Here is a 12,067-nt window from a genome sequence, read left to right as displayed (position 1 = left end):
ACTGTGACAACGTACCGCCGCGTCGGAAAATCGGGCCTGACCGTCTCCACGGTAGGCCTCGGATGCAATAACCTGGGCCGCGCCAACACCGTTACCGAATCCCAGGAAGGCACCGACGCCGTCGTTTCCGCGGCACTGGATGCCGGCATCACGCTGTTCGACGTGGCGGACAACTACGGCCGGGAGCCCGGACTCAGCGAAACCATGCTGGGCAAGGCGCTCGGCAGCCGCCGGGACGATGTTGTGGTGGCCACGAAGTTCGGAATGGATGCCAAGGGCGTCAATGGTCCGGACTTCGGCGCGCGCGGTTCCCGCCGGTACATCATCCAGTCCGTCGAAGCGTCCCTGCGGCGCCTTGGCACCGACTGGATCGACCTCTACCAGTTCCACACCCCGGATCCTCAGACGCCCATTGACGAGACCCTCTCGGCCTTGGACGACCTTGTCCGCAGCGGGAAGGTCCGATACATCGGCCATTCGAACCGCGCCGGCTGGCAGATCGCCCAGGCCGAGTACGTGGCGCGCGAACTCGGCGGGGCCCGCTTCATCTCCACCCAAAACCACTACAACCTGCTGGACCGCCGGGCGGAACTGGAGGTCACCCCCGCTGCCGGGGAATTCGGCCTGGGCGTCCTCCCGTACTTCCCGCTGGCCAACGGCCTGCTGACCGGCAAATACGCGCCGGGCCACGCGCCGGACGGTTCGCGGCTCAGCCACACACGCACCAACATGGTGGACGACGCCGACTGGGACCAGCTGGGCAAGTTCAGCCTGTTCGCCAAGGAACGCGGCCTGGGCGAAGTGGAGGTCGCCTTCTCCTGGCTCGCGGCCCAGCCGTCCGTGGCCAGCGTCATCGCCGGCGCCACGAAACCGGAGCAGGTCCGGCAGAACGCGGCTGCGGCCCACTGGCAGCCCTCGGCGGACGACCTCGCGGAATTGGACACCATCTTCCCGGCCGTGCCCAAGGTAGCCCTCTTCTAGGGGCCGGACAACCGGCACCCCCGGCAGCTGAACCTCAACGCCCGAACCCCGCAACCGGACCCGAAACCATGACCGCATTCCTGCTGGACGTCGACACCGGCATCGACGACGCCCTGGCTCTTGCCTACCTGGCCGCCCTGCCGGACACGGAATTCGTGTCCGTCACGGCAACCCCCGGAAACGTGGACGCGGACCAGGTGGCACGGAATACCCTGGCGCTGCTGGAGCTGTGCGGACGCCCCGGGGTTGAGGTGGCTATCGGGGCACGGGTACCGCTGTCCGTCCCGTTGGTCACCACCCCGGAAACGCACGGTCCGCAGGGGATCGGCTACGCCGTACTGCCCGAACCGGACGGGCAGGTCTCGGCGCGGAACGCCGTCGACCTCTGGATCGACCATGCCCGCGCGCGGCCGGGCGAACTCACCGCGCTCATCACTGCGCCGCTGACCAACTTTGCCCTGGCCCTCCGCAAGGAGCCGGACCTGCCCGAGCTGCTGGCCGGCGTCGTGATCATGGGCGGAAGTTTCTATTACCAGGGGAACACCACGCCCACCGCAGAGTGGAACACCCACGTGGATCCCCATGCCGCGAAGGAGGTGTACGCCGCCTACCGCGGCAGGCCCGCCGCGAAGCTGCCGGTGGTCTGTTCGCTGGACACCACCGAGCGGATGGAGATGCGGCCTGAACATGTCCGGCAGCTTGCTGAGGCTGCCGGTGCCTCCGTTCCCGAGCTTGTGCTCCCGGAGCAGGCTGAGGGCCGGCGCAGCACCTCTGACAACCGCGTCATCCGGCACCTCTCGGACGCGCTGCGGTTCTACTTCGAGTTCCACCGGCTGTACGAACAGGGCTACCTTGCGCACGTCCACGACTTCTTTGCCGCAGGCGTTGCCGCGGGCACGCTCGAGTACAGTGCGCGGCCGGCAACCATCGACGTCGAGGCGGACTCGCCACTGCTGATGGGAACAACTGTGGCGGACTACCGGGGACTGTGGGGGAGCGCACCGAACGCCCGGATCGTCTCGGCCAACAACCCGGAGCAGGCGTTCCGGGAACTCATCACAGCCGTGGGGAACCTGGCCGCCCGGTTGGGCTGACACCGCCCGATAACGCGGACCCGGCTGATGGCATTCCGGGCGGCACAGACTTCCAGGTGACGGGGACAGCCTAGAGCGGGGCGTCCGCCGGTACATCGGTGTCCAAGGCCAGCAACGCGTTCTCCACCACTTCCATCAGCGCCGGGTGGATCCAGTACGGGCCGCGGGCCAGTACGTGCACGGGCGTTCCCTGGTACATGGCCTGCACCAGCGGCTGGATCAGGTTGGACGCTTCGTGGCCCAAAATGTGGGCCCCCAGCAGCCGTCCCGTGGAGCGCTCCGCGATGAGCTTCACCACCCCCTCCTGGTCCTCCATGGCCCAGCCGTACGCGGTACTGCCATACTCCTGCAGGGCGGTGACAACCTCGGATCCGGACGCAGCGCCGGACCGTGCCTCCTCTTCCGTCAGTCCCACCGAAGCGATCTGCGGATTGGAAAACACGGCAGAGGGGACGGCGGTGTAGTCGATGCTGCGGAGCCTGTCCGGGTGCTCAAGATTGTGGGCCACCACCCGGGCTTCCCGGTTGGCCACGTGCTTGAGCTGGTACGGGTTGGCGGCGTCACCCAGTGCGTACACCCCCGGCAGGGGTTCGCCTCCGGAGAGGACCCGGAGCCTGGAGTCCACGGCGAGTATCCCGTCCTCGCGCAGGTCAAAGCCCGCAGCCCCGGCGGCCAGCCTGTCGGTGTTGGGAACCCGGCCCGTGGCCATCAGCACGAGGTCAGCCGGCACCCGCAGCTGCTCGCCGCCGCGGCCCGCGAAGACGGCGGTGACGCTGCTATCACCGTTGTCTTCCACGGAGTCGAGCGCAAAACCGGTCCTGAGCGTCCAGCGTTCGGCGGCAGCGGCTGCGAAACGTTCCGCGATGTCCGTATCGTGGCCGCGGAGCAGTCGCCCGGACCGGTTCACCTGCGTCACGTCGGAGCCAAGGCCGGCAAAAATGCTGGCGAACTCTGCGGCGATGTATCCGCCGCCGACCACCACCACCCGCCGGGGCAGCCCGTCCACCCGCATCACCGTGTCCGAGGTGTGCACCTGGGGCAGGTCCATGCCGTCAACGTCCGGCACCACCGGCCGCGAACCCGCGGCAACCACTACCTGGTCCGCCGTGATCTCCACCCCGGACTCCGTCCGCAAAGACCGCGGACCGGTGAAGCGCGCGTGCTCCTCGTACAGGTCAACGTTGTCCAGCTCGTCTGCCCGGTACCGGCGGCCCGATGCGGAAATGGCGTCAATCCGGCCAAAGATCCGGTCCCGGATGCCGTTCCAGTGCACCTTGTCCATGCTCAGGTCCACGCCCAGCCGACGTGCCTCCGCCGGTGCGGCGGCAAGCCCCGCAGGATAGACGAACATCTTGGTGGGGATGCAGCCCACATTCAGGCAGGTTCCGCCGAACACACCGCCGTCTATCAGGGCCACCCGTTTGCCGTCCCAGTAGGGGGTGATCAGAGAGTTCCCTGATCCGGATCCAATGATGGCGAGTTCGTAGTGAGGCATGCGGCCGACTTTCAGTGGAGGACCCCCTGCCAGGGAGGGCCGGTGTTCTTCGGGCGGGCCGGCAGCCCAACTGCCGGTGCCCCTTCCGGCAGTCTAAGGGAGGACACCGGCCGGCACCCTGCAGCGCCGGTAGACTGTTCCCGTCTGCCGGTTCATTCCGGCGCCTGCCGCCGAGGTGACATAGGCGGCGTTCCGCACGGCCCGGTTCTTCCGTGCCGTCCGTGCCGCACCCCAAAGGAACCAACATGTCATCGCCCTCCCTGACGCTGCCGTCCCCGGCGCCCGCCGCTGCCCGCCGGCGCCGGCTACTGGAAATCCTCGGTGCCCTGGCAATTGCCGGCACCTACGTCTTCCTGGTCCTCAACCAGCCCGCCGACATTACCGGCGGCCCCGGCAGCGCTTCGGCGCTGATTGCCCTTTCCGGTTTCCTGGTGGGTGCCATCCTGCTGATCATTGCCGTGCTGCCCAGCCTGCCGGCGTCCACCGTCGTGCTGATTCCCGTGGCCCTGGTCCTGAACATCGTGCTGGGCCAGTTCGTCGGCAGCACGCTGGTGCCTTTCTACCTGGACGCGATCGGTACGGTCCTGATCGCAGTGCTGGCCGGTCCCGCCGCGGGTGCGGCCACCGGGGCACTCAGCAGCATCGTCTGGTCCTTCTTCAATCCCACGGTCCTGCCTTTCGCCGCCGGCGCTGCGCTGATCGGCTGCCTCGCCGGCCTTGCTGCACGGTACGGCCTGTTCCGCCGTTTCTACCTGGCACCCGTTGCCGGCTTCGCCACCGGCATCATCGGCGGCGTCGTCTCAGCACCTGTGGCCGCCTTCGTCTTCGGCGGCACCTCGGGGGTGGCAACCGGTGCCATCGTCAGCGCCTTCAGGTCGATGGGCGACACCCTGCTGGCCGCCATCACCAAGCAGGCACTCATTTCCGACCCCATGGACAAGGCCATCGTCTTCACCGTGGTTGCCGTCCTGGTGTATGCGCTGCCGCGCCGGACCAGGTTCCAGTTCCCGTTTGTGCGCCGGCACCGCGTCCTGGCCGGAAAGACTCCGGGACAGGGTGCAGGGCAGGATTCGACGCCCGCGTCCTGAATCCCGTTTCCCATGCGCCTCCACCCGCTGACCGGCCTCGCCGCGGCCGGCAGCACAGCCGTGATCACGACGGCGGCGGGCAGTTGGCCGCTGTCCCTCGCCGTCGTTGCGGGTGCCCTCGCCGTGTCCGCCGCGGGCGGCACGGCCCGCCGGCTGCTTCCGGCGGCTGCGGCAGTGCTGGTGCCGCTGACCCTGTCCCTCCTGATGGTGCACGGGCTGGCGTATCCCGAGGGCCGCACTGTCCTGGCCGAGTGGGGCCCTGCCCGGGTCACGGCCGAAGGACTCGGTTTCGCCCTGCAGCGGGGCGTGCAGGTATGCGCCGCCGTGCTGGCGCTGCTGGCCTTCTCCTTCAGCGTCAGCGTCCCTGACCTGGTAGCCGCCATGAATGCCAAGGGAGTCAGCGGACGGTTCGCCTTCGTGCTGGCCTCCACGCTCACCCTGCTGCCGGCCATCGCAGCGCAGGCGGAGCGTATCCGCACCGCCCAGGAAGCCCGCGGGCTCGTGATCCGCAGGGGGCTGGTCCACCGGGCGGCCGCATTCCGCCTGCAGGCTGTACCGCTGGTCCTGGCGCTGGTGGATGATGCCGGTACCCGCGCCGCTGCACTGGAAGCACGTGGTTTCAGCAGCAGCGGACCCCGGACCAGCTACCGCACCGTCCCGGACTCCACCGCCCAGCGCCTCCTGCGCGCTGTGTTGCTGCTCGCTGCGGCTGCCGCCGTCGTCCTGCGGCTGTTGACCTCAGCAGCGGGAGGCTAGGCGTGCCCCTCTCAACAGGTCCGGTCCTGGAGGCCGGCATCCAGAGCTTCACATTCCACGACGGCGGCGGCCCCGTCCTGGAGAGGATCGGGTTCGCTGCCGCGCCGGGCACCCTGACCGCGGTACTGGGCGCGTCAGGCAGCGGAAAAACCACCCTGGGACGGTTGCTGGCAGGCTGGCTGACGCCAGGAAGCGGCGGCACCCTGCACGGCTACCTGGAGCTGGGAGGCACGCGGCTGGACTTCGGGAGCGGACGGGCAGACGCCGACGCTTACGGCCAGCACCGGGTGGAACCCCGCATCGACCCCGCCAAGTGGGGCCGGCAGGTGGGCTTCGTTCCCCAGGACGCGGCAGCGGCCCTTTCCACTGTCAGTGCGACGGTCGCCGAGGAACTGGCTTTCGGGCTGGAGAACGCAGGAGTACCCCGCCCCGACATGGTTGCCGCTGTGGCACGCACCGCAGGCCTCCTGGGGCTCACCGGGCTGCTCGACAGGAACCCTGCCCGGCTCTCCGGCGGGCAGCTGCGGCGCCTGGCCATTGGCTGCGCCGTCATCAGCGGGCCTGCCGTGCTGGTCATGGACGAGCCGTTCGCCTCCCTGGACGCGGCAGGGGCTCATGAACTGGCGGCCCTGGTGCGGCACCTCGTGGCGTCTGGAACCGCCGTCGTGATCCTGAGCCAGGTGATCGACGGGCTCCTGCTGGCAGCGGACCAGTGGCTGGTGCTCGCTGCCGGGACCGTGGCGGCCGCCGGCGATCCTGCCAGCCTCGGCCCGGATACCGGCCTGGTTCCTGCGGGAATCCGGCGGGTGGGTGGCGCCGCGGGGGCCGACCGGGGCGCCCTGCCAACCGCGCGAACGGCCCCAGGCTCCACAGGCAATGCGGAGGTTCCAGCCGCAGCAGGCACCGCCGCGGTTCCAGTGGCGCCGAGGGAGAAAGCCGGAGCCGGCGCGGCGTTGGAGCTGCGTGACGTCTCCTTCAGCTATGGTCCGGACGCCAGACGGCCCCGCAACAAAGGCCGCTGGCCGGCCCGCAGCAGGAACGCCGCCCCGCCACCCCGGCAGCCCCTGGTCCTGGCGGGCATCAACCTGGCGGTGCGTCCGGGGGAGATTGTTGCCGTCACGGGGCCCAACGGTGCGGGCAAGTCGACCCTCCTGCGGCACCTGAACGGGCTGCTGCGGCCGACAACCGGCTCCGTGCTGGTGAACAGCAGCGACATCGCGGGACGTGCGGCGGGGGAGACTGCCGCCGCGGTGGGCCTGCTCTTCCAGCATCCCCGCGACCAGTTGTTCGAACGGACGCTCCTGCGTGAGGTCCGCTTCGGCCTGGACCGCCTGGCCGGCGCTGCCGCAGCAGGCGAACGGGCTGCGGCCGCGCTGGCGGCGGTCGGGCTTCAAGGTGCCGCCCACGGACACCCCGCTGAGCTGCCCGCGTCCGGCCAGCGGCTGCTGGCACTGGCCACCGTCCTGGCCCGGAAGCCATCGGTCATCGCCCTTGACGAGCCCACCGTGGCACTGGACGGCGACGGCCTGGCCGTGCTGGACGCAGCCGTCCGCTCCGCGGCCGCGGAGGGGGCCGCCGTCGTACTGGTCACCCATGACCTGGACTATGCACGGACGGCGGCCCACCGCCTGGTGGCCCTCGACGGCGGCCGGCTCACGGAGCGCTGAGCGGCGGCCGGCCGCGGCAGGCCTAGCCGGCGGCCGGACCCGACGCCACGCCCGACGCCACGCCGGGCGGGAGGAACCGCTTGCCGTTGACCCGTTCGGAGGCACCCACCCGGTCGAGGTACGGCGTGATGCCACCGAGGAACATGGGCCACCCGGCGCCCAGGATCATGCAGAGATCGATGTCTTCCGGTCCTGCCACCACGCCTTCGTCCAGCATGAGTCCGATTTCTTCCGCCAGGGCGTCCTGCGTGCGCCGCAGCACCTGGCCGGCGGTGGAGGGGCTGGTGCCGAAAGACATCAGCGACAGGGTGGAGTCCGGGATGGCCACCGACCCGTCCGGCCCGGTTTCCCAAAGGCCCTTCACACCGTTGTCGATCAGCTTGTGGAGGTTGGCGGACACCGGGAACCGGTCACCGAAGGCAGCGTTCAGCGACTCCTGGACGTGCTGGGCCACCGGCAGGCCCACCATGGCCAGCAGCGTGAAGGGGGACATCGGCAGGCCCATCGGCTTCAGGGCGCTGTCCGCCGCATCGGCCGGTGTTCCTTCATCGAAGGCGGCCGTCACCTCGCCCATCAGGCGCAGCAGGATCCGGTTGACCACGAAGGCGGCGGCGTCCTTGACCAGGACGCCGGTCTTCTTCAACGTCTTTGCGAGTTCGAAGGCGGTGGCCAGTACGGCGTCATCGGTCCGCGGGGCGCGGACGATCTCCAGCAGCGGCATCACGGCCACCGGATTGAAGAAGTGGAACCCTACCAGCCGTTCCGGGTGCTGCAGGTCCTCGGCCATGGCCGTCACCGAGAGCGACGACGTGTTGGTGGCGAGGATGCAGTCTGCCGAAACGACGGCCTCCAGCTCTGCGAACACCTGCTTCTTGACGCTGAGTTCCTCAAAGACCGCCTCGATCACGAAATCAGCATCCGTGAAGGCCTCCTTGGACACCGAGCCGGACACCAGCGCCTTGGTGCGGTTGGCGGCGTCCGCACTGATCCGCTTCTTCGCCAGCAGTTTGTCCACTTCGCCGTGGACGTAGCCAACGCCCTTGTCCACCCGGGCCTGGTCAATGTCGGTCAGTACCACCGGCACCTTCAGCTGGCGGGCAAACAGCAGCGCCAGCTGGCCGGCCATCAGGCCGGCTCCCACCACACCGACTTTGGTGACGGGGCGGGCGAGTTTGCGGTCGGGGGCGCCGGCGGGACGCTTGGACCGCTTCTGGACGAGGTCCAGGAAGGCGTAGACGGTGGCGCGGAATTCATCAGTCTGCATCAGCCCGGCCAGTGTCTCGCATTCGGCGGCTGCCGATTCTGACTGGTTCATGGTGCGGTTGGCTTCCATCAGGTCCAGGACCTTGCCCGGGGCGGGCGCCGCATTCGACGTCTTGGACTCCACGAACTTCCGGCCCGCAGCCACCGCGGCGGCCCAGCGGCCTGCGGTGTCCGGGTGGGAAGGGTCGACGGCGTTGGCGCGTTCCGGGACCAGCTCGCCGGAGATGACTTTCGCGGCCCAGGCAAGGGACTGCTCCAGGAAGTCGGCGGGCTCGAACAGGGCATCCGCGATGCCAAGGTCGAAGGCCTGCGGGCCGCTGAGGGTCCGGTTGTTGCTGAGCGGGTTCTCGATCATCACCTTGACGGCGTTTTCAGGCCCGACCAGGCGGGGGAGCAGGTAGACGCCGCCCCAGCCCGGGACCAGCCCCAGGAGGGCTTCGGGGAGGGCCAGGGCGCCGGCGCCCGTGGACACGGTGCGGTAGGTGGACTGGAGTGCGATTTCCAGTCCGCCGCCAAGGGCGGTGCCGTTGATGAACGCGAAGCTGGGAACGCCCAAATTGGCCAGCGTTGCATACACATCGTGGCCCAGTTGGGCCATGTGGAGTCCGTGCTCGCGCTCTTCCAGCGATTTCACCGCAGAGAGGTCTGCTCCGGCCACGAGGTAGTAGGGCTTGCCGGTAACCCCGACGCCGGTAATCTCACCGCGGGCGGCACGGTCCCGCAGGCCTTCCAGCACCGTGCCGAGTTCCACGAGCGTGTTGGGACCCAGTGTGGTGGGTTTGCCGTGGTCCAGGCCGTTGTCCAGCGTGACCAGGGCAAACGTTCCGGGGCTCTCCTCGCCCGGGGCAGCCGGAAGCGGAATGTCCTGGACGTAGGAATGGGTGACGGTTTCGTTGGGGAACAGGCTGGCGAATCCGGTGAAATCTGCGGCGCTCATGCTGTGGCTCCTTCGGTCTGGACTGCTGCCGGGGCGGTGGTTGCTGTTCCTGCGGTGCCGGTGCCGCCACTGTAATCGGCGTGGTGCGGGTTTTCCCAGATAACGGTCCCGCCCATCCCGAGTCCCACGCACATGGCGGTGATGCCGTAGCGCACTGACGGGTCCTCTTCGAACTGGCGGGCCAGTTGGGTCATCAGCCGGACGCCGGAGGAGGCGAGGGGGTGGCCCACGGCAATCGCGCCGCCGTAGCGGTTAACCCGGGGGTCGTCGTCGGCAATGCCGAAGTGGTCCAGGAAGCTCAGGACCTGGACGGCGAACGCCTCGTTGATCTCGAAGAGGCCGATGTCGCCGATGGTGAGGTCCGCGTTCTGCAGTGCCTTCTCGGTGGCCGGGACCGGGCCGATGCCCATGACTTCAGGCTCCACGCCGGCGTAGGCGTAGCTGACCAGCCGCATCTTCACCGGGAGGCCAAGCTCAGCCGCCGCTTCACCCGAGGCCAGGACCGCGGCGGTTGCGCCGTCGTTGAGGCCCGCGGAATTGCCGGCGGTTACGCGGCCGTGCGCGCGGAAGGGAGTGCGGAGTCCGGCGAGGTCGGAAATGGTGGTCCCGGGACGTGGCGGTTCGTCCACGCTGTGCACGGTCCATCCCTGGCCCGGTTTCCGGCCGGCTACCGGCACCAGGTCGGGCTGGATCCGGCCCTCGCGGTAGGCTGCGGCCAGCTTGTCCTGGGATGCGACGGCGTAGGCGTCGCTGCGCTGCTTCGTGATGGCGGGGAAGCGGTCGTGCAGGTTCTCGGCGGTGTTGCCCATGTTCAGGGCGGCGGGGTCCACCAGCCGTTCGGACATGAAGCGGGGGTTCGGGTCGGCGCCGGAGCCCATGGGGTGGTTGCCCATGTGCTCCACTCCGCCGGCGATGACGACGTCGTACGCGCCGAAACCGATGCCGCCGGCCGTGGACGTCACGGCGGTCATGGCGCCGGCACACATGCGGTCCACGGCAAAGCCCGGGACGGTGCGTGGCAGTCCGGCCAGCAGCGCAGCGGTCCTGCCCAGGGTGAGGCCCTGGTCGCCGGTCTGGGTGGTGGCGGCAATGGCCACCTCATCCACCCGCTCCGGCGGCAGCGAGGGGTTCCTGCGCAGCAGCTCGCGGATGCACTTTACGATCAGGTCGTCGGCGCGGGTACCGGCATGGATCCCCTTCTCACCGGCCCGGCCGAAGGGCGTGCGGAGGCCGTCAACAAAGACGACGTCGCGGACAGTGCGCCGGGGGGCGCCGCTTCCGGTGTGGCTCACGTGTAACTCCTCATCGAGACGTAGGCGCCGCGCACATGCCGAAGGACGGCAGGGTGTGCGGCAGTACGTCCGATGTTACTCGCGAGTAACTTAGGCTGCAAGGCCAGAGTGACAGGGCGCCGGAAGGCTAGCTGCCCGCGGTGACCGCGGCTTTTTGCTCTTTGGGCGGAAGCGGCTGTGGGTCCAGGAATGCGCGGGTGATGAGCGGGGCGGTGAGCTCCACCTGCCACTCGCGCGCACCGAGTCCGCGCAGCTCAGCGGCTACCGACTCTACGCTGATCGCTGCCGGCGGGCGCCATGCAACCCGGCGGAGGTAGTCGGGCGTGAGCAGGTTTTCCACCGGGAGGTTCAGCTGGTCGGCGCGCTCCTGCAGCAGCGGCCTTGCCGTGGCGAGCCTTGCGGCAGCCTCGGGGTCGCGTTCCGCCCAGACCCTGGGCGGCGGCGGGGCGTTGGTTGCCAGGTGCAGCGGGGGAAGGTCGTCCAGGTCCCGGGCGGCGGCGATGCAACGGAGCCAGCGCGGAGCCTCACGCTGCGCCGCACGGCCGTGGAAGCCCTTGGTCCCCAGGAGCTGGGGAACGGTGGCGGGCATGGCCTTGGCGGCGGACACCAGTGCGGAGTCCGGAATCAGCCGGCCGGGTGCGACGTCGCGCTTACGGGCCAGCGCGTCGCGTTCCAGCCACAGTTCCCTGACGGCGGCCAGCTGGCGCCGGTCCCTGATCTGGTGCAGGCCGGAGGTCTTCCGCCACGGGTCCAGCCGCGGCGCAGCGATGCCCGCTGACAGGATCGCGGCAAACTCCTGCTCGGCATATTCCAGCTTGCCGTCGGCCTGGAGCAGTTCCACCAGCTCTTCCCGCAGCTCACTGAGGACCTCGACGTCCAGGGCTGCGTAGCGCAGCCACGGCTCCGGGAGGGGGCGGGTGGACCAGTCGGCGGCGGAGTGTTCCTTGGCCAGGCCGAAGCCAAGCAGCTGTTCGATGACGGCGGCAAGGCCCACGCGGGGAAGCCCTGCCAGCCGGGCGGCGAGTTCTGTGTCGAAGAGCTTGTCCGGCCACATGCCCAGCTCCGACAGGCACGGAAGGTCCTGGGTTGCGGCGTGCAGGATCCACTCGACGCCGCGGAGCGCATCGTTAATAATGGCGAGGTCATCAAAAGGCTCGGGATCGATCAGCCAGGTGCCGGCGCCTTCGCGGCGGATCTGCACGAGGAAGGCACGCTGGCCGTAGCGGAATCCGGAGGCTCGCTCTGCATCCACTCCTGCCGGTCCGGTTCCTGCAGCGATGGCGGCTGCGGAGCGTTCCAGCCCTGCCTGGGTCTCAATGACCAGGGGGACGCCCTCACGGGGTGCGTCGAGTTCGATGATTTCGGGGATGGGGCTGTCGAAGCCCTCCACGGTGATATGGGGTGCGGTATCAGCAGCCGGAGCGCCGGCCGTGGTGTTTTCCGGGTTGTTAGGGGTCATGATGCCCCCAGTTTACCGGTCCTGCGCGCCGGCAG

The 12,067-nt window shown here is 69.3% G+C and carries 9 protein-coding genes; 5 read left to right on the top strand and 4 right to left on the bottom strand.

The annotated features are described in order from the left end of the window. Positions 1-3: 3 nt before the first annotated feature. Positions 4-981 carry an aldo/keto reductase gene (locus OVA06_RS10165; RefSeq protein WP_261621128.1) on the top strand — a complete coding sequence of 326 codons (978 nt, stop codon included), beginning with the start codon at positions 4-6 and terminating at the stop codon, positions 979-981. A gap of 68 nt (positions 982-1,049) precedes the next feature. Continuing rightward, positions 1,050-2,075 carry a nucleoside hydrolase gene (locus OVA06_RS10160; RefSeq protein WP_268158047.1) on the top strand — a complete coding sequence of 342 codons (1,026 nt, stop codon included), beginning with the start codon at positions 1,050-1,052 and terminating at the stop codon, positions 2,073-2,075. A gap of 70 nt (positions 2,076-2,145) precedes the next feature. Here the strand turns inward: OVA06_RS10160 and OVA06_RS10155 are convergent, their stop codons facing one another. Next, positions 2,146-3,570 (bottom strand): mycothione reductase, encoded by a 1,425-nt coding sequence (locus tag OVA06_RS10155; RefSeq protein WP_268158045.1) that lies wholly within the window; start codon positions 3,568-3,570, stop codon positions 2,146-2,148. A 245-nt stretch (positions 3,571-3,815) separates the two neighbouring features. On the opposite strand from OVA06_RS10155, the gene OVA06_RS10150 reads away from it, so the two are divergent. From OVA06_RS10150 to OVA06_RS10140, 3 genes are read left to right on the top strand one after another with little or no spacing between them, the layout of a single operon-like run. Continuing rightward, a complete protein-coding gene (locus tag OVA06_RS10150) occupies positions 3,816-4,658 on the top strand; it encodes an ECF transporter S component (RefSeq protein ID WP_268158043.1) in 843 nt (280 codons plus the stop codon). A gap of 12 nt (positions 4,659-4,670) precedes the next feature. After that, a complete protein-coding gene (locus tag OVA06_RS10145) occupies positions 4,671-5,414 on the top strand; it encodes an energy-coupling factor transporter transmembrane component T (protein WP_268158041.1) in 744 nt (247 codons plus the stop codon). A 2-nt stretch (positions 5,415-5,416) separates the two neighbouring features. Further along, complete coding sequence (locus tag OVA06_RS10140) at positions 5,417-7,081, top strand: ABC transporter ATP-binding protein (protein ID WP_268158039.1); 1,665 nt, start codon at positions 5,417-5,419, stop codon at positions 7,079-7,081. Between the two features lie 22 nt (positions 7,082-7,103). On the opposite strand, the gene OVA06_RS10135 is transcribed toward OVA06_RS10140, so the two are convergent. The 3 genes from OVA06_RS10135 to OVA06_RS10125 all read right to left on the bottom strand — a co-directional run bounded on the left by OVA06_RS10135 (position 7,104) and on the right by OVA06_RS10125 (position 12,032). After that, positions 7,104-9,281, bottom strand: a complete 2,178-nt coding sequence (locus OVA06_RS10135) for a 3-hydroxyacyl-CoA dehydrogenase NAD-binding domain-containing protein (RefSeq protein WP_268158037.1) — start codon at positions 9,279-9,281, stop codon at positions 7,104-7,106. Beyond that, complete coding sequence (locus OVA06_RS10130; RefSeq protein WP_268158034.1) at positions 9,278-10,573, bottom strand: thiolase family protein; 1,296 nt, start codon at positions 10,571-10,573, stop codon at positions 9,278-9,280. Before OVA06_RS10130 ends, OVA06_RS10135 begins: the two co-directional genes overlap by 4 nt. Positions 10,574-10,700: 127 nt before the next feature. Continuing rightward, positions 10,701-12,032, bottom strand: coding sequence for an HRDC domain-containing protein (locus OVA06_RS10125; RefSeq protein WP_268158032.1), 1,332 nt, complete (start codon positions 12,030-12,032; stop codon positions 10,701-10,703). Positions 12,033-12,067 lie beyond the last annotated feature (35 nt).

This window comes from Pseudarthrobacter sp. SL88 (genome assembly GCF_026672455.1).
GTDB lineage: Bacteria > Actinomycetota > Actinomycetes > Actinomycetales > Micrococcaceae > Arthrobacter.
This window is presented reverse-complemented; position numbering and strand designations above follow the sequence as displayed.

Bases quoted from the DNA above. Each gene is read 5' to 3' on its own strand.
- OVA06_RS10135 (WP_268158037.1), bottom strand. From the start codon at position 9,281: ATGAGCGCCGCAGATTTCACCGGATTCGCCAGCCTGTTCCCCAACGAA.
- OVA06_RS10125 (WP_268158032.1), bottom strand. From the start codon at position 12,032: ATGACCCCTAACAACCCGGAAAACACCACGGCCGGCGCTCCGGCTGCT.
- OVA06_RS10155 (WP_268158045.1), bottom strand. From the start codon at position 3,570: ATGCCTCACTACGAACTCGCCATCATTGGATCCGGATCAGGGAACTCT.
- OVA06_RS10160 (WP_268158047.1), top strand. From the start codon at position 1,050: ATGACCGCATTCCTGCTGGACGTCGACACCGGCATCGACGACGCCCTG.
- OVA06_RS10145 (WP_268158041.1), top strand. From the start codon at position 4,671: ATGCGCCTCCACCCGCTGACCGGCCTCGCCGCGGCCGGCAGCACAGCC.
- OVA06_RS10150 (WP_268158043.1), top strand. From the start codon at position 3,816: ATGTCATCGCCCTCCCTGACGCTGCCGTCCCCGGCGCCCGCCGCTGCC.